17 protein-coding genes are annotated in these 18,585 nt (G+C 34.2%); 16 read left to right on the forward strand and 1 reads right to left on the reverse strand.

The genetic code is table 11. The features are described 5' to 3' along the window. Positions 1-10 precede the first annotated feature (10 nt). Genes AB3I00_RS00625 through AB3I00_RS00660 form a run of 8 tightly spaced genes read left to right on the forward strand, consistent with a single transcriptional unit; the run spans position 11 to position 9,077 of the window. Positions 11-1,033 carry a polysaccharide biosynthesis protein gene (locus AB3I00_RS00625; RefSeq protein WP_368024590.1) on the forward strand — a complete coding sequence of 341 codons (1,023 nt, stop codon included), beginning with the start codon at positions 11-13 and terminating at the stop codon, positions 1,031-1,033. Next, positions 1,030-2,139 carry a capsular polysaccharide biosynthesis protein CapF gene (locus tag AB3I00_RS00630; RefSeq protein WP_002313528.1) on the forward strand — a complete coding sequence of 370 codons (1,110 nt, stop codon included), beginning with the start codon at positions 1,030-1,032 and terminating at the stop codon, positions 2,137-2,139. Before AB3I00_RS00625 ends, AB3I00_RS00630 begins: the two co-directional genes overlap by 4 nt. A 3-nt stretch (positions 2,140-2,142) precedes the next feature. Beyond that, positions 2,143-3,267 carry a non-hydrolyzing UDP-N-acetylglucosamine 2-epimerase gene (gene wecB / locus AB3I00_RS00635; RefSeq protein ID WP_368024591.1) on the forward strand — a complete coding sequence of 375 codons (1,125 nt, stop codon included), beginning with the start codon at positions 2,143-2,145 and terminating at the stop codon, positions 3,265-3,267. Continuing rightward, positions 3,264-4,328 carry a glycosyltransferase gene (locus tag AB3I00_RS00640; RefSeq protein ID WP_024635533.1) on the forward strand — a complete coding sequence of 355 codons (1,065 nt, stop codon included), beginning with the start codon at positions 3,264-3,266 and terminating at the stop codon, positions 4,326-4,328. Before wecB ends, AB3I00_RS00640 begins: the two co-directional genes overlap by 4 nt. Then, positions 4,312-5,511, forward strand: coding sequence for an O-antigen ligase family protein (locus AB3I00_RS00645; protein ID WP_024635532.1), 1,200 nt, complete (start codon positions 4,312-4,314; stop codon positions 5,509-5,511). The genes AB3I00_RS00640 and AB3I00_RS00645 overlap by 17 nt, the downstream gene beginning before the upstream one ends. Further along, positions 5,495-6,919, forward strand: a complete 1,425-nt coding sequence (locus AB3I00_RS00650; protein WP_024635531.1) for an oligosaccharide flippase family protein — start codon at positions 5,495-5,497, stop codon at positions 6,917-6,919. Before AB3I00_RS00645 ends, AB3I00_RS00650 begins: the two co-directional genes overlap by 17 nt. A 52-nt stretch (positions 6,920-6,971) precedes the next feature. Continuing rightward, a complete protein-coding gene (locus AB3I00_RS00655; protein ID WP_024635530.1) occupies positions 6,972-8,078 on the forward strand; it encodes a glycosyltransferase family 4 protein in 1,107 nt (368 codons plus the stop codon). Next, positions 8,079-9,077, forward strand: a complete 999-nt coding sequence (locus AB3I00_RS00660) for a stealth conserved region 3 domain-containing protein (protein WP_368024592.1) — start codon at positions 8,079-8,081, stop codon at positions 9,075-9,077. A 423-nt stretch (positions 9,078-9,500) separates the two neighbouring features. Here AB3I00_RS00660 and AB3I00_RS00665 read toward each other — a convergent pair whose 3' ends face one another. After that, complete coding sequence (locus AB3I00_RS00665) at positions 9,501-10,250, reverse strand: MurR/RpiR family transcriptional regulator (protein ID WP_202777757.1); 750 nt, start codon at positions 10,248-10,250, stop codon at positions 9,501-9,503. Between the two features lie 142 nt (positions 10,251-10,392). Between AB3I00_RS00665 and pfkB the strand changes: the two genes are divergently transcribed. The 8 genes from pfkB to AB3I00_RS00705 all read left to right on the forward strand — a co-directional run bounded on the left by pfkB (position 10,393) and on the right by AB3I00_RS00705 (position 18,524). Continuing rightward, complete coding sequence (pfkB, locus tag AB3I00_RS00670) at positions 10,393-11,343, forward strand: 1-phosphofructokinase (RefSeq protein WP_086310289.1); 951 nt, start codon at positions 10,393-10,395, stop codon at positions 11,341-11,343. Then, entirely contained in the window at positions 11,325-12,788 is a 1,464-nt protein-coding gene (locus tag AB3I00_RS00675) for a PTS fructose transporter subunit IIC (RefSeq protein WP_368024593.1), read from the forward strand. The genes pfkB and AB3I00_RS00675 overlap by 19 nt, the downstream gene beginning before the upstream one ends. Further along, on the forward strand, positions 12,785-13,243 hold the full coding sequence (locus AB3I00_RS00680; protein ID WP_137206695.1) for a fructose PTS transporter subunit IIA: 459 nt from the start codon (positions 12,785-12,787) through the stop codon (positions 13,241-13,243). The genes AB3I00_RS00675 and AB3I00_RS00680 overlap by 4 nt, the downstream gene beginning before the upstream one ends. Further along, on the forward strand, positions 13,240-14,214 hold the full coding sequence (gene lacD, locus AB3I00_RS00685) for a tagatose-bisphosphate aldolase (protein ID WP_368024594.1): 975 nt from the start codon (positions 13,240-13,242) through the stop codon (positions 14,212-14,214). Before AB3I00_RS00680 ends, lacD (AB3I00_RS00685) begins: the two co-directional genes overlap by 4 nt. Before the next feature lie 441 nt (positions 14,215-14,655). After that, positions 14,656-15,384, forward strand: coding sequence for a GntR family transcriptional regulator (locus AB3I00_RS00690; protein WP_002311311.1), 729 nt, complete (start codon positions 14,656-14,658; stop codon positions 15,382-15,384). Between the two features lie 17 nt (positions 15,385-15,401). Continuing rightward, positions 15,402-16,598 (forward strand): SIS domain-containing protein, encoded by a 1,197-nt coding sequence (locus tag AB3I00_RS00695; RefSeq protein WP_368024595.1) that lies wholly within the window; start codon positions 15,402-15,404, stop codon positions 16,596-16,598. After that, positions 16,591-17,586 carry a tagatose-bisphosphate aldolase gene (lacD, locus tag AB3I00_RS00700; protein ID WP_002311313.1) on the forward strand — a complete coding sequence of 332 codons (996 nt, stop codon included), beginning with the start codon at positions 16,591-16,593 and terminating at the stop codon, positions 17,584-17,586. Before AB3I00_RS00695 ends, lacD (AB3I00_RS00700) begins: the two co-directional genes overlap by 8 nt. After that, positions 17,583-18,524 (forward strand): hexose kinase, encoded by a 942-nt coding sequence (locus AB3I00_RS00705; RefSeq protein ID WP_368024596.1) that lies wholly within the window; start codon positions 17,583-17,585, stop codon positions 18,522-18,524. Before lacD (AB3I00_RS00700) ends, AB3I00_RS00705 begins: the two co-directional genes overlap by 4 nt. The last annotated feature ends 61 nt before the right edge of the window (positions 18,525-18,585 follow it).

The following is an 18,585-nucleotide window of genomic DNA, read 5'->3' on the forward strand; positions in this document are numbered from 1 at the left end:
TGATCAAAGCATGTTCAAAGATAAAATTCTATTAATCACAGGCGGCACTGGTTCTTTTGGGAACGCAGTGATGAAACGTTTTTTAGATTCAGATATCAAAGAAATACGTATCTTTTCTCGTGACGAGAAAAAACAAGACGATATGCGGAAGAAATACAACAATGACAAATTGAAATTTTACATTGGAGATGTTCGGGACATCAACAGTGTCAAAAATGCGATGTATGGCGTTGATTATGTTTTCCATGCAGCAGCACTAAAACAAGTACCTTCTTGCGAGTTTTTCCCAATGGAAGCTGTGAAAACAAATATCATAGGAACAGATAATGTCGTAACTGCAGCAATCGAAATGGGGATTCAAAAAGTTATTTGCTTGTCCACTGATAAAGCTGCGTATCCAATCAATGCTATGGGGATTTCTAAAGCTATGATGGAAAAAGTATTTGTTGCTAAAGCAAGAACCGTTACTGACGAACGCACGATGATTTGTGGCACACGTTATGGAAATGTAATGGCTTCTAGAGGATCAGTTATTCCATTATTCATTGACCAAATAAAAAGTGGTAAACCATTAACAGTGACAGATCCTGGCATGACAAGATTTTTGATGAGTTTGGAAGAAGCTGTAGAGTTGGTTGTTTTTGCCTTCCAAAACGCAAAAGCAGGGGATATCATGGTACAAAAATCACCAGCTTCTACTGTTGGTGACCTAGCACAAGCAATCAAAGAATTATTCCATGCAGACAATGAGATTCATATTATCGGAACACGGCATGGCGAAAAGCGTTATGAAACACTATTGACAAAAGAAGAATACTTAGTTGCTCAAGATATGGGTGATTTCTATCGTGTCCCTGCAGACACACGTGATTTGAATTATGATAAGTATTTCGTTGAAGGAAGCAAAGAGCTGACACAAGAAGGAGAATACAATTCAGATAATACACAACGATTATCTGTCAAACAAATCAAAGAAAGACTTCTTGAACTGGAATATGTAAGAAAAGAATTGAAAGAGTGGCAAAATCAATGAATATTTTAGTAACTGGGTCAAATGGTTTTATTGGAAAAAATTTAGTTGCTGAATTAAAAAATGAAGGATTCACTGATATTCTTAGTTTTGATAGAGAAACACCTGTACATTTATTAGATGAATATTGTAAAAAAGCAGACTTTGTTTTTCATTTAGCTGGAGTGAACAGACCAAAAGATGATGCAGAATTCATGAAAGGAAATTTTGGATTTACTTCAGAATTGCTAGAAAAACTAAAAGTACATGGCAATACATGTCCAGTGATGCTTTCTTCCTCTATCCAAGCAGAACTTGATAATTCTTATGGCAAAAGCAAAAAAGCCGGAGAAGAGTTATTAAAGAAATACCAAAAAGAAACAGGAGCACCTGTATATATTTATCGTTTCTCAAACTTATACGGTAAGTGGTCCCAACCAAATTATAATACAGTGGTAGCCACATTTTGTTACAAAATCGCAAGGGAGGAAGAAGTGACGGTAAATGATCCATCTGCTGTCATTGAACTTTGTTATATCGATGATGTCGTGAAGGAATTACTTCATTGTCTGAACGGTCAACCTTATATGGAAAAGGGGTATTGTGCTGTTCGCGAAACGGATGAAGTAACGGTCGGCGAATTAAAAGAACTGATTACATCTTTCAAAAATAGTCGAACGAACTTGAGTGTTCCTAACCTTGCGAGAAGAGTAGAAAAAAATCTGTACAGTACGTACTTAAGCTTCTTACCAGAAGATGATTTTGCTTATTTTCTAAAAATGAATGTAGATGATCGCGGATCGTTTACTGAATTTTTAAGAACAAAAGACCGAGGTCAAGTATCTGTCAATATTTCCAAACCGGGAATCACGAAAGGCAACCATTGGCATCATACCAAAAATGAAAAATTCTTAGTAGTAAGCGGAGAAGGTGTGATCCGTTTTAGGAAAGTAGATTCAAATGAAATAATCGAGTATTTTGTTTCAGGAGAAAAATTGGAAGTAGTCGATATTCCAGTAGGTTATACGCACAATATCGAAAATCTGGGATCATCGGATATGGTGACGGTGATGTGGGTAAATGAGCCATTTGATCCAGAACATCCTGATACTTATTATGTGGAGGTTTAAACAATGAAAAAATTAAAAGTGATGACAGTAGTAGGAACGCGACCAGAAATCATTCGTTTGTCTGCTGTTATCAATCGTTTGGATCAATCAGAAGCAATCGAACATATTTTAGTACACACTGGACAAAACTATGACTATGAATTAAATGAAGTATTCTTCGAAGACTTCAAGCTAAAGAAACCCGATTATTTTCTAAATGCGGCAACTGGAACAGCCATTGAAACAGTTGGAAATATTTTAATCAAGATCGATCCAATTTTGGAAGAAGTAAAACCAGATGCATTCTTAGTATTAGGAGATACAAATAGCTGTTTATGTGCAATTGCAGCCAAACGTCGCCATATTCCTATTTTCCATATGGAGGCAGGAAATCGCTGTTTCGACCAACGAGTACCGGAAGAAACAAATCGTAAAATTGTTGATCATACAGCGGATATCAATCTAACCTATAGCGATATCGCGAGAGAATATCTCTTACGTGAAGGATTACCAGCTGATCGTGTAATCAAAACAGGAAGTCCGATGTTTGAAGTTCTCAATTCAAGAAAAAAGGACATCCAACATTCCGATATCCTTAATCGCTTAGAGTTGAAAGAAGGACAATATTTTGTCGTTTCTGCTCACCGCGAAGAAAATATCAGCTCAGAAACAAATTTCTTACACTTGGTAGATAGCTTGAATACAATCGCTGAAACTTACCAATTGCCAATCATCATCAGTACGCATCCGCGGACAATGAAAATGATCGAAGCAAAAGGAATCAAATTCCACGAGCTGATCCAAACAATGAAACCGATGGGATTCAATGATTACAATAAATTGCAAATCAATGCAAAAGCTGTACTAAGCGACAGCGGAACGATCAGCGAAGAATCTTCCATTTTGAACTTCAAAGCATTGAATATCCGTCAAGCACATGAACGACCAGAAGCAATGGAAGAAGCAAGTGTCATGATGGTAGGACTAGAAAAAGAAAGAATTATGCAAGGACTGGAAGTATTGGAAACACAGCAAAAAGATACTTTGCGACACGTCGCAGATTATTCAATGCCAAATGTTTCAGAAAAAGTATTGCGTATCATCCTTTCTTATACAGACTATGTGAATAGAGTGGTGTGGAGTAGATGAGAATTGTTGTAAATGATATTGCTGCTTCAGAAGGTGGGGCTCTTGCAGTTTTGAATGATCTCTACGAAATGATTGTTGAACACGATGATAAAAATGAATGGATTTTTTTATTAAGTGGGGAGTATTTAGAACCTAAAGAAAATATACGAATTGTGCAATTTCCTGAAATTAAGACAAGTTGGTTTAAAAGACTAACCTTTGAATTATTCAAAGGTAAATATATCATAGGTGAAATGAATCCTGACATTTATGTTTCTCTACAAAACACAGCTACTTTAGGTCTGAATATACCACAATATGTATATTTTCATCAGGTATTGCCATATCAGAAACAACTAAAGTTTAATTTATTTAATCGTGAAGAGAATCTTTTATGGCTCTATCAATATATAGGAAAAAATATTTATCAATTACTTTTTAAAATCTCTAATGCTAGAGTCATTGTACAAAGTAATTGGTTAAAAGAAGAGATGAGTCAGCATTTGAATAATGTTTTTTCTGTCTCTCAGCCCAAGGTATCTCCTCAAATATACGAGTACGAATTTAATGAATTAAGTTTTTATGAGAAGAAAAATTTTTTTTATCCTACGTCGCAATTTAAATATAAAAACTTTGAAGTATTATTTGAAGCCGTTAAACTATTGAATAGTAGGGGAGTATGTAACTTTGAAGTTTACGTTACATTAGATGAAAATAAGTTTGAAGCAATACCTAATCTAACTTTCTTAAATAAAATTTCTAGAACTGAAGTATATGAGTATATGGCTAATTCTGTATTAGTATTTCCATCATTGGTGGAGAGTTATGGCTTACCACTGCTAGAGGCTAAAATAGTTAATACTTATATCATTGCTTCAGATTTAGAATACGCACATGAAGTACTAGACGATTATAAAAACGTTTCTTTTTTTGACAGTAAAAATGCTGAAAGTCTAGCAGAACTTATGACTCGCATAATTAATAATGAGATAAATATAGATAAAAGTGAAAGTAGTTATTTGGAGAATAATAACAATCTACTAAATATTTTAGTAGGAGGAAATAATGAAAAATATCAGTAGAATATTGATTTTAGTTTTCCTTATAGGAAATATTGGGAGTTTTTTCACATTAGGAACTAGTTTTTTTGTTTTTTTACGCTATTTTTCTACCGTAGCGATTATAGGAATTACGTTCTTTACTTACAAAACAAATATGATTCACAAAGGGATACTTGCTTTTCTGGTAATGTATTTATTTATATTCTATGCATATCCATTGATATTGATTTCAACGGGAATATATAAGTATGGCATTAATAATATTATTATTAATGCTCACTATTACCTATCAACATTTTTTTGTTGTCTGTTTATTGCTAATTTTTATCAAAAAAATAAAAAATATAACTTTTTTAAAGATTTTTCAATAATAATTTTTGTTTTTTTAGTCATTGGAATTATAGTATTTAAAGATGTTTCCTTAAATATTATGTCACTTCTAAATAACGTTTTGCAAAATACTAGAAATGATAGATCTTACTTAGGATTTAACAACCCCAATCAAGTTGCCATAACCGTTACTGTATTAGTTATATCAACATATTTTTCTAATATAAAAAATTATATGAAATATTTTTCTCTTGCTGTTTGCTTATTCATATTTCTTAACACAGGCTCACGTACACCACTTTTTTCACTAGCCATAACTGCAATATTCATATTAGCTTATATTAGCTTTGAGCATATTTCAAGTATATATGTAAGAAGTATTATCATAACGTTTTTAGTAGGAACTTTAGTGGTTGCTACTCTTATGGTATTTAACTATCTATTAACAGCATCAACAGATTTTTTTACTAATTTAGATAATTTAACTACTAATAGATTAGGCAGGCAAATAAACACAATTGATTATTTAGTAGGAACTAATAATATGTGGTTTGGACTGGGAATGTTTAATCCTTCTTTTTTTAATAGCCAAAGTCAATTTATGGGGCTACATACTGATAGCTACTATACGTATTGTTTAGTTACTACAGGAATAATAGGTCTGATAATGAATCTAATGTTTATTTGCTTGTTCTTTTTCAAAGCTTTTAAATTAAGAGATAGGCAGTTATTAATCACTATCCTTTTATGTGTAGTTTATGGTGCTTTTGAAGGGACCTTGTTTTTCCCAACATCGTTATTGACAATATTATTATTAGTCACTTTATTTTTTATAGTTAGCAACAGGGGGACAGAAGATGTTGTTAAAAAATAAGACAGTTAAAAATTCATTATATAGTGCATTGTATCAAGTTTTAATCCTTTTTGTTCCTCTAGCAACGACCCCCTACATTACAAGAATATTTACTGCTGAACAATTAGGGGTATATGCATCATCATTAGCTTTAGTAAGTTTTTTTGTAGTTCTTGCATCATTTGGGTTACCTCTGTATGGAAGTAGAGAAATCGCTAAAAGCTCAGGGAATAATCGTAAATTACGGTTTGTACAGTTCTTTCTCTTTCAAATAGTTACATCTATAATTTCTTTTATCTTATTTATTATTCTTATACGAGTAACGGGAGCAAATAAATATTACTACTATCAGTCATTATTAATAATAGTAAATATTTTTGATGTATCCTGGTTTTTTATAGGGATAGAAGAAATTAAGCGTACTTTACTTCGGAATTTTTTTAGTAAAATATTTACATTAATTACTATTTTTATCTTTGTAAAAACATCATCGGATTTGGACATTTACATTTTTCTAAATATACTTGGCATGTTCATAGGTAATATTTCAATGATTATTCAATTAAAAAAATTTTTATCCCAACCTTTTAATCTAGTATTTTTGGATTATAAATCTATAAAAGAATGCTTTAATCTATTTATTCCACAGATACTATCTAATTCAAAAAACACTTTCGACAGGTTAATTTTACTAACTCTTACGGGAAACAATTCATTTGTAGGTCTTTATGATCAAGGAAGGAAACTAATTAACATAATAATAGCCGTCTCTAATTCAGCTACTACAGCAGTTTTGCCTAAGATGACTAGTTTAAAGGCACAAAATGAAACAAAAAAATTTGAGATGATTATTCATAACGTATTACCTATATTAGTTCTTTTCTCTGTTTTTGCAACAACAGGTTTGATTATTAATGCTGATTTATTTGTTTCTATATTTTTTGGTTCAAGTTTTACAGATGTTTCACAAGTACTTAAATATTTGAGCTTATCTTTGCTAGTTATCCCTTTAAACTTTTTCTTATATAATGCTATTTTGTTGCCGAGTTCAGAAGATAAAATATACCGAAATATCTTAACTATTAATTTTTTAGTTGTTATTCTATTAAATTTAGCTTTAGATAGAAAACTAGATATCAATGGGGCAATTATTAGTTTTGTTGTATCAGAATACGTATCACTAATTTACTGTATATTTAAATTAAAAATAAGTCGTTTAAAAAAACAAATTTTGAAATATTTAGTATTTAGTATAAGTGATTGCATTATTAGTATTTGTCTTTTTTATTTAGTAACGGAAAAATTAAATTTAATTTTTACAGGTTTTACAGGTTTACTTATACAAATTATTTATACTAGTGTAATTTTTATTATACTTCACTTATTATATTTTTTAATATTTATTACTATGAAGAAACTTAGAAAATAAAAAAACATTACCGTAGATGATGAAGTTAAAATTAGGAAGAAGGTTTATTTTATTGAAGATTACTTTTTTAACATATTCAATGGCTCCGTATAGAACAAAGCAACTTGAACATATTATTGAAAAAACAAACGTCGACATTGACGTACTTTATATTGGGTTGAAAACGAAAAGTAGAACGTGGAAAATAGAAAAATCCAATAAGTTTAGAGAAATCCACTTTAAAGGAATTGGAAAATTGGGAAATCATTTTTTGTATTATAAAGGTGTTAAAGATATTATAAAAAATACAGATATTTTGATGCTAGGGGGATATAATTCTACAGCTGCCTATCAGTTTACTTACTATGCAAAAAAATATAATAAAAAGGTTATATTTGTATTTGATGGTATAGCTCCTAAGAATAATAAAGAAACAAGTAAAGTAAGGCATTTGATTAAGTCATTGATTATTAATAATGTTGATGCGTTTTTTGCTAATGGACAAGTTTCCTTTGATTACTTGATTTCAAACTTTTCTGTTAATCCCCAAAATATATATAATCAGTATTTAACAGTTGATGTAGATACAATAAGCGAAATTTATCAACAGCATAAACAGCAAGTAGTTAGTGAGAAAAGAAAAAAAGAATTTATTATTATGTATTCTGGAAGACTTTTACACAGAAAACGTGTTATAGATTTAGTAAAGGCTATATCAGAAATAAAAACATCTATACCAGTAAAATTAGTGGTTGTAGGAGATGGTGAAGAAAAAAATAACTTAATTAAAGAATCAATAAAATTAAACATTAATATCGAATTTATTAAATTTATTAATGATCAAAGAAAGTTATTTGAACAATATTGTTTAGTTGATTGCCTGGTATTACCTTCAGAAGATGATCCATGGGGATTAGTAGTCAACGAAGCTGCCGCAGCGCATTTACCAGTAATTGTTAGTGATGGTTGTGGTTGTATCTATGATTTAGTGAAAAATGGATATAATGGGTTTGTTTATCCTAGTAAGGATGTAGAAGAATTAACCAGAAAACTTAATCAATTAGTCGATGATAAAGAAAAAGCTGTCGAAATGGGAGAAAACTCCTTTAAAATTATTTCTAGTTGGACATATCGCGAATCGACCAATTCTTTTTCTAAATTGCTAAAGGAGTTAGAATAAATGGATCAGTTAGTGGACTTTGTGGTAACGTGGGTAGACTCAAATGACGAAAAATGGCGTAAAGACAAGGAATTAAGTTTTGTGAAACACTTTAATAGTCAGCTACTTAATGATGAATCAAAATATAGAGATTGGGATTTTTTTAAATTTTGGTTTAGGGCGGTAGATATTCATGCTCCATGGGTAAATAAAATACATGTAGTAACTTCAGGACACATCCCTTCATGGTTAGAAACAAATAATAAGAAGATAAATTTAGTTAAACATGAAGAGATAATGCCGAGTACATCCTTGCCAACATTTAATTCGCAAGCAATAGAATTATGTTTAAACAGGATTGAGGGATTGAGTACCAATTTTGTTTATTTTAATGATGACATGTTTTTAAATGATAGAGTTAAAGTAGATGATTTTTTCCTTAATGATTTACCTCGAGATATAGGGTTATTAAATGTTATTACTCCAAAACGAGGTGGAATTGAACACGCTATTGTTAATAACTTAGAAATCATTAACGAATATTTTAACAAAAGAAAAGTTTTAAAAAATTATTTCTTTAAATTTTTTAATAGAAGATATGGAGTAAATAATATTAGAAATATTTTACTTATTTTATGGAAAGACTTTACAGGTTTTTATGAACCTCATACAGCAGTATCACTTAATAAATTAATTTTTGACAAAGTATGGGAAAAAGAGCAAGTAGAAATGAATAAAACTGTTCATTCTAAGTTTAGAAGTAAAGAAGATCTCAATTTTTGGTTAATTAGATACTGGCAACTTTGTACTGGAAATTTTTACCCACAAGAAAAAAATTTTTCTAAAATGTACTACCTTAATGACAATAATGATTTACTTTTTAGTGAAATGAAATCTCCCCAACATAAAATAATTTGTTTAAATGATACAAATAAAGTTTCTGACTTCGAGAAAATAAAAAGTGAACTTTTGCAAACATTTATGGAGAGATATCCAGAAAAATCTCAATTTGAAAAATAACAATAATTTTAAACTCTTTGTTAAATTAGAGCGATAAGGTAGCTATAAAGCACAACAATGTTAGTAAGTATTACTAACGTTGTTGTGCTTTTAACCGTAGAAGATTAAGATGTTGATTATAAAATACGCCAATGAAACGTAAAATCTATAAGCAATTTGTTTCATAATTAGATGTACATGTGAGGTTTCTCTAGTTTTGTATTAAAATACTTTTTCAAAAATACTAAACGGATAACTTTCTCGTATAAAGAAAATTATTGATATGATGGAAAACTGAAGTTCCTTGTTATCTTTATAAAAAAAGAACTATTTGATTGAACGAGAAATGATTATACAAAAGTTTCCTTTTAGATTAATCTTTTCGTCATCTCTATTCTATTGGAATTTTTCTAGCAATCGTTATCAACCGCAAATCAAATACCCTCAATTCTCCCCCATACGCAATACATAGGCATCGAGCAGAATTCTCGCGATGATCTGGAGAGGCAAGCGTGAACGTACTTCATAATCAGGGAAATAAGAACCCTCTGATTTGAAACCTACGAGATTTATCTCGCAATAATCTTTGAGTGTAGAGGAATGATTGGCTGTAACTAGAATCGAACCAATCTCTGCATCATAGCAATTCTTTGCGGCGGTGACGAGTTCTTTTGTCTCGCCGTTCAAAGAAACAAAAATAACGCTGTCTTTCTTAGTTAGTTTCCGACTAATGTTTTTGATGATTTCTGGATCAGTATGCATTTGACAATTTTTCCCTGTTAATTGAAGTTTCACCAGCATCTCTTGACCAATCATTTCTGAAAATCCTCGGGCAAAGACAAAAACCCGGTCAGCAAATTTGATTCTTTGTATTGCATCTTCAATGTTCCCGATTTCCAACATATTGATCGTACGTACCACTTCTTGTTCATTTTTTAGAATGGCTCGACGGATACCTTTGTCTACTTTATCTAAGAAAGAAAAATTGATGTTCTTGTTTTCTCCTTCTTTTAGATGGTGCTTAAACGAAGTAAATCCTTCATAGCCTTTTTTCTTCATTGTCCGCACAATGGTGGCTGTTGAGACATTTGCTTGTTCACTTAGTTTCACGATGGAGTAGTTAGGGATCTCTAGGGTGTGGTGTTCGATAAAGTTCCAGAGGTACTGTTCTGTTTCACTTAATTTGTGATCCATATTCTTTCCTTCTTTCACTAAAAGTTAGTTAAAAAATAGCACGATGTGTTTATAAATGTAAAGGTTTTCTTTGTGTTGGAACGATTAAGAAAACATTTTCTCTTTCGCGTATTTCATAATAGAGTCAAGGAGGTCATTGGTTATGTCTATCTACACATGCACGATGAATTTGGCAATTGATCTATTTATTGAAACAGAGGAGATGCATCCTTTTATGGTAAACCGTACAAAGGAGGATGACATTCAGGCAAACGGAAAAGGGGTAAATGTGTCACTAGTATTAAAGATGCTAGATTTCCCAAGTACGGCATTAGGTTTTTCTGCTGGTTTCACAGGAAAATATATAGAAGACTATTTACAGAAGAAACAAATCAAAACAGAGTTTATTGAAGTGCCTGGTATGACGCGTATCAATGTATTTACACAAGTCAATCAAACGGGAGAAGAATACAAATTAGTGAATCAAGGACCTGAAATACCGCAGGCAGCTGTCCATAATTTTTTAAATCAAATAAGAGCATTACAAGCAGAGGATTATCTTTGTGTTTCTGGGAGTTTACCAAGAGGAATGTCTCCGAAGGTTTTAGTGGAAATCAGTCGGATTTGTCAGGAAAAGGGGATTCATTTGATTATTGATAGTAGTGATCAAGAAGTCATGGATTGTTTACCCTATCGACCGTTTTTGCTGAAACCAAATGAGGAAGAACTTTCTTCTTGGTTCGGACGAAAAATGGTTACAGATGAAGATTACTTTGTTTATGGACAACGACTAGTAGAGTCAGGTGCAGAAAATGTTTTGTTATCCCTCGGTGAGAAAGGAGCGATTCTTTTTACGAAAGACAGGGTGATTCGGGGAAACTCGCCAAAAGGAAAAGTTGTCAATACAGCATGTGCAGGTGATGCCATGTTAGGCACTTTTTTAGCAGGATACATGAATCGACGATCGCTTGATGAAACGTTACGTAAAAGCATAGCAGCAGGCAGCTCTACTGCTTTTCGTAAAGGACTGACTGATTTTTTGGATGTGGAGGAATTAAGTAAACAAATCAAAATCAAGGAAGAGAGGTTCGAAAGATGGGAAAATATCAACTAATTGCAGCAACCGGTTGTCCGACAGGAATTGCGCACACCTACATGGCGCAAGAGGCATTAGAGCAAGCAGCTAGGAAAAAAGGCATCACGATCAAAGTGGAGACCCATGGACAAATTGGGATCGAGAATGAATTAACGGCTGAAGAAATCAAACAGGCAGATGCTGTCATTATTGCCGCAGACAAAGATGTCCATTCAGAAAGATTTGCGGGAAAACGAGTCATTGATGTTTCTGTCAGTACAGGAATCAAAGATGCACAACGGCTGATTGACGAGGCATTGGCAGGAAAAGGGGCCATCTTAGCAGATAATGAAGCTGTTGATACTTTAGAATCAGAAACGATAAGTGGTGCTAATTTTGGTCGCAGCATCTATAAAAATTTAATGAATGGCGTCTCTCATATGTTGCCTTTCGTGGTAGCTGGCGGAGTATTGATTGCTATTTCATTTGCCGTTTGGGGAATCTATTCTTTTGATCCAGACCATGCACAATACAATGCTACAGCGGCGATGTTAAAAACGGTTGGCGATGTAGCAATGGGGATGATGGTTCCAGTTTTAGCAGCTTATATTGCAGAAGGGATCGCGAAACGTCCAGGGTTAGTCGTTGGATTCGTTGGTGGAATCGTGGCCATGAATGGCGGTACTGGATTTTTAGGAGGTATTTTAGCTGGATTCTTAGCAGGTTATTTTATCTTATTTTTGCAAAAGCTACTGACAATTTTACCTAAACAACTAGATGGCTTGAAGGCAATCTTCTTATATCCAGTTATTGGTGTAGCGTTTATTGGCATCGTGATGTCTTTGTTGGCGGGTCCAATGAAGGCTATAAATGAAGGAATGATGAGCTTTTTAGCTGGATTTGAACATTCGAATCCACTTGTTCTTGGCGTGATTGTTGGTTGCATGTGTGCGTTTGATATGGGAGGACCGATTAATAAGGCGGCATATGTAACAGGTACAGCTCTTTTGGCACAAGGAAACACGACTTTTATGGCTGGCGTGTCAGCAGCTTGCATTGCACCACCGTTGATTACTGGTTTTGCAACTTTATTGTTTGGTAAATATTTTGATACTAATGATCGTAATGCAGGTTTGGTTAATTTTATTTTAGGATCAACTCATATTACGGAGGGAGCTATTCCGTTTGCTGCGAAAGACCCGATCCGAGTATTACCAACGATGATGTTAGGCTCATCAATTGCTGCTGTCTTGACCTATCTGTTTGGTGTCCAAGTACCAGCCCCACATGGCGGTTTTTTAGTGTTACCTGTAGTGACGGGAAAAATCCAATGGGTTACAGCGATTCTTATTGGTTCGATCGTTGGTGGAGTGATACTAGGTTTGATCCAAAAGAAAAGAGTAACTGATAAAGACAAGAAGATGGATAATAAAGCAGCAAATCGTACAGTTATCGAAGAAGGAAGAGCAGGAGGCTTATCATGACAATCATTCATGAAGAGAACATTTTTTTACAACAGCCATTAGATAGTCAAGAAGAAGCATTTAAGTTTTTAGCAAAGCAAACATTCTGTTTAGGAATCGCTCATGACGAAAAAGAAGTATATCAAAAACTTCTAGAAAGAGAAAAAGAAGGTACTACAGGAATAATGTCAGGTTTTGCTATCCCTCATGCGAAGTCTCAAACAATCAACGAACCTAGTTTGATTATCGTCACACTGAACAAAGGAATTGAATGGAACAGTTTAGATAGACAGTCAGTTGATTTTATTTTTGCGTTATTTATCCCAGATTCAGAAGCAGGAACGACTCATTTGAAATTATTGTCTCTCGTTGCACGATCATTGATGCGAAAAGAGGTTACAGAACAGTTGAGAGCAGCAAAATCAAAAACAGAAATAGCCGCAATATTAACTAAAGAAATAGGTGAAGATATATGAAGAAAATGAGTATAGAAAAACAGGAACGTTTGAAGCGATTGACGGATGAAGCTGGAATTATTAGCGCGTTAGCAATCGACCAGCGTGGTGCTTTGAAGAAAATGATCAACCAATATAAAGAAGCTACATCAGAAGATATCATCCAATTTAAACAGATGGTTTCTCAGTACCTGACTCCGTATGCTTCTGCTATTTTACTCGATCCAGAATATGGTCTGCCTGCAGCAGCGCTTCGAGAGAAAGAATGTGGTTTGTTGCTAGCTTATGAAAAAACCGGCTATGATGCGAAAATGCCAGGCCGACTACCAGATTTACTGAATAGTTGGTCAGTGAAAAGGTTAAAAGAAGTGGGTGCAGATGCTTGTAAATTTTTATTGTACTATGACGTTGATGAACCAGTAGAGATTAATGTGCAAAAACAAATAGTTATAGAACGGATTGGTTCAGAATGCGAAGCAGAAGGCATGCCTTTCTTTTTAGAAATCCTTTCTTATGATGCAACTATTGGCGATCCGTCTTCTCTTGCCTATGCAAAAGTAAAACCGCATAAAGTGATTGAAGCCATGCGAGAATTTTCAAAAGAACGTTATCAAGTGGATGTATTGAAAGTAGAAGTACCAGTAAATATGAGATTTGTGGAAGGATATGGGCAAGATACTTGTTATAGTCAAGCAGAGGCATCCGCGTATTTCTATGAACAATCGAAAGTGACTGAACAACCGTTTATTTTTTTAAGTGCGGGAGTCAGCGCTGCACTATTTCAAGATACATTGCGTTTTGCAAAACAATCAGGTTCGACATTCAATGGTGTCTTATGTGGACGAGCAACATGGGCGAAGGGAGTAGCACCTTTTGTTACCGAAGGCGAAGAAAAAGCGAGTAGTTGGATGTTAGAAGAAGGAAAACAAAATATTAAAGAATTAAGTACACTATTAGAAGAAACAGCAACTTCTATTTATGTTAACAAGTAAGAGAAAGGATTGTCTGAGTGACAGATTCGAAAAAATAATTAGTTATTTAAAAAAATGTTTGTCAAATTTTATAGAAAAAAAGTATAAAACTGCAAAAGTTATCTAAAACTATTAATAACGTTTGTCATTAATAAGTTATTTTAGGTTGTTGTAAATGATATTGGAAGTAATAAAACGATAGTGGTAGGAATATCATAGGGATTAATGTGGATTACGCTGCTCGATAAGTTAGTCCATTTTGACGGATCGCTTATGTGGTTCGTCTTTTTTTCTGTTCTTTTATTGGTAACTGGTATTTTTAAGGTATCTTTGTCTATTCAAACTATAAAACTTTAGATCGCTGTTATAATAGCCTTTTTGGTCTAAAAAACCTTTGACAAATGATTAATAATTCACTATTCTTGTGTTGTGGTTATAACCAGTAAAGAAGAGGTAATTTTTATGGAGAGCTCAAATAAAGGAAAATCATTGTATTATCAACTAGTTGATTTATTGAAGGATCGTATCGAAACACAGATGACTCCGCATGATAAGCTGTTATCTGAAAGAGAACTTTGTCAACACTATGGGGTGAGTCGTACCACCGTACGTCTGGCTTTACAGGAATTGGAAAATCAAGGTTATATTTACCGAAGACATGGAAAAGGTACCTATGTCTCTGATTTGTCTGATAAGTCATCGAACTTAGCTGGAGCATATAGCTTTACAGAAGAAATGCGCGAAATAGGGCGCGTCCCCAAGACGGTCATATTAGAATTTAGACAAATGGAAGCTAATAAGAGAATTGCTAAGAATTTGAACATCCATTTAGGTGAAACTGTATTTAAACTTAAAAGATTGCGTTTGGCAGATGAAGAGCCATTGATGGTTGAGCGTTCTTATCTACCGGCGAAACTATTTATGGGACTTGATTTGCCGTTACTTGAAAGTAAACCATTGTATGATGTGTTTTCACAGGATTATGAACAACAAGTTCAATTAGCTGATGAAGAGTTTTATGCAAGTATCGTGCAAAAAAAAGATGCTGTTGTGCTACGAATCGCTGATGGCGCTCCCGTCTTACATCTGACGAGGATAACCTATAACGTGAAAAATGAGATTATCGAATATACAGATAGTGTAGCAAGAGCGGACCAGTTTCATTATAAAATTCGGCATATCCGAAAATGATTGAGAGGGAGAACAACATGTTTGAGCTATCGAAGAACAAATTAAAACAAATAGGTGCAGCAATCACGACACAAGAAATACAACAACAACCAGATCTCTGGAAAGAAACAATCGATAGATTGATGCAAAGCCAAGAAAATTTAGCTCTATTTTTTGATCAAATAAAAAAAGAAGCAAATGGAAGAAGAATACGTGTTATTTTTACGGGTGCAGGAACGTCTCAATATATTGGGGATACGCTCTTACCTTATCTAAATGAACATGGAGACAATCAATTTTTTATCTTCCACAGTTTTGGCACGACAGATATCGTAGCTTCACCAAAAGAATTTTTGTTTCCGAATGAACCGACTTTATTAGTTTCATTTGCTCGCAGCGGCAACAGTCCAGAAAGTGTAGCGGCTGTGCAAATTGCAAATGAACAAGTTGAAACATTATTTCATTTGACGATTACTTGTGCTGAAGAGGGGATGTTGGCAAAAAACGCACAGGATGATAAACAGAATTATCTGTTATTGATGCCAGAGAGAGCAAACGATGCAGGTTTTGCTATGACAGGAAGTTTTACGTGTATGTTATTGAGTGCTTTATGGATCTTTGATCAAACAGCAATGGAAAAAAAAGAAAGATATCTTGAACAACTAGTTAAAATCGGTCAAGATCTTCTTTCAAGAGATCAAGAAATTCAAAAGTTATTACCTGATTTTTTTGAACGGATCGCTTATCTGGGTTCAGGAAGTTTGGCAGGTGCGACAAGAGAAGCACAATTAAAAATTTTAGAATTAACAGCAGGTAAAGTTGCTACAATTTTTGATTCTTCGATGGGGTTCCGTCATGGACCAAAGTCTTTTTTAAATAGCGAGACACTCGTTGTAGGTTTTGTGAGCAATCAACCATATACGCGAAATTATGACTTAGATATTTTAGAGGAAATAAAAGAAGATCGGGTCACTGCCCATGTCATTGCGATTGCGCAACCGGGTACTATTGATTTCTCAGGTATGACTGTGCTATTGGAAGACTCGGTGAGTAAATTGCCCGATGCCTATCTTGCATTAACGATGATTATGACTGCACAAATCATCGCACTCTATACTTCAATCAAAGTAGCTAATAAACCAGATACACCATCTCCAACAGGCACGGTCAATCGAGTAGTCAAGGGCGTCATCATTCATAAATATGAAAACGAAGGGGAAATGACAGATGAATGAAGAAAAAAATAGGGCAATGGAGAGACTATCAACAAAAGATGGAATTATTAGTGCATTAGCGATCGATCAGCGTGGTGCTCTAAAAAAAATGATCAAATCGTTGGGAAAAGAGCCAAGTGAAGACCAAATCAGTGAATTCAAAGAACTAGTATCAGCTGAGCTGACACCCTATGCTTCTGCTATTTTATTGGATCCGGAATATGGTTTGCCAGCAGCAAAAGTCAGAGCAAAAGAGACGGGGTTATTATTAGCTTATGAGAAAACCGGCTATGACGCAACTACGCCTGGTCGTCTACCTGATCTATTAGCGGATTGGTCTTCTCTCAGATTGAAAGAACAGCAAGCGGATGCAGTAAAATTCTTACTTTACTACGATGTTGATGAAGCACCCGAAATCAATCATTTGAAGCATGTGTTCATCGAACGTTTAGGTAGTGAGTGTGAAGGAGAAAATCGTCCCTTCTATTTGGAATTAGTTTCTTATGACGCACAAATAAGCGATAGTTCTTCTCCAGAGTATGCGAAAGTCAAGCCCCACAAAGTTATTGAGATGATGAAAGAATTTTCTGATCCAAAATATAAAGTTGATGTGTTGAAAGTAGAAGTACCTGTCAATATGAATTATGTGAATGGCTATTCCACAGGTGAATTTATTCACAGCAAAGAAGAGGCTGCCGCCTTCTTTAAGGAGCAAAGTGAAGCGACTCCATTACCTTTCATTTTTTTGAGCGGGGGTGTTTCAACAGAATTATTTCAACAAACACTGATTTTTGCTCATGAATCGGGTTCCACCTTCAATGGTGTATTGTGTGGACGTGCGACATGGAAAGATGGGGTCAAAGCATATGTCGAAAATGGCAAAGACGGAGCTATTCATTGGTTAAGAACAAATGGGAGAGAAAACATCGAGACTTTAAATAAAGTAATAAATGAAACCGCTACCCCTTGGTTCAATAAAACAAAAAGCAAAAAGGTGAAGATGAAATGATTACGACAGTTACCTTGAATCCTTCCATCGATATCGCGTATACAATTGAAGAATTAAACCTCGACAAAGTCAATCGAGTTGAAACAGTCAATAAAACAGCGGGAGGAAAAGGAGTGAATGTGGCGAGGGTTCTAAATTTATTAGGAGAAGAGGTGATAGCTACTGGTTTAATAGGTGGCCAGCACGGTGAATATCTAAAGAACCAGCTAGATCAGTTAGGGATCATGCATCAGTTTGTTCCAATTAAAGGAGAGACAAGGGATTCTATTGCTATCCTGCATGGTTCGAGACAAACAGAGCTTTTGGAACGAGGCCCTTTCATAACAAAGAAAGAACAACAGGCATTTACCGATCATTTCGAGCAGCTCCTCGAAATATCAGATATTATGACGATCTCAGGTAGTTTACCCCAAGGATGCCCTCTTGATTACTATAAGCAATTGGTTGCTTTAGCTGATAAAAAAGGGAAAGACATATTACTAGATACTTCTAGTAAATTTTTGCTTGAAGTATTGGAAGGTAAGGAGAAGCCACTACTTATCAAGCCCAATCTGGAAGAATTAGGAGAACTGATTGGCCAACGTATCTGTTCTTCGATTCAGTTAGACAAAATTCAGTCCTTATTAGCTCATCCAATATTTGAAGGAGTGCCATGGGTTGTTGTTTCTTTAGGAGAGAGAGGTGCTGTGGCAAAAGTTGCTCAGTGTTTTTACGAAGTCATTATTCCTAAAATATCAGTTGTTAATCCTGTTGGTTCAGGTGATGCGACCCTTGCAGGATTGGCCAATGCGTTATCAAAAAGGCAATCAATCGAAGAGATTCTCGCATTTTCTATGGCTTGCGGCATGGCAAACGCGCAACAAGAGAAAACTGGCTGGATCGACCCTATGAAAGTTACGATGTTGATGAAACACATTCAAGTTAAGAAAATCAAATGAACTTAAATATAAAAGAAAGCGTTTTCTTTGGCTGAGAGAGAATTTGTTCTTGGCTTAAAAA

The organism is Enterococcus sp. C76 (assembly GCF_040886985.1).
In the GTDB taxonomy this organism is placed as follows: domain Bacteria; phylum Bacillota; class Bacilli; order Lactobacillales; family Enterococcaceae; genus Enterococcus_B; species Enterococcus_B lactis.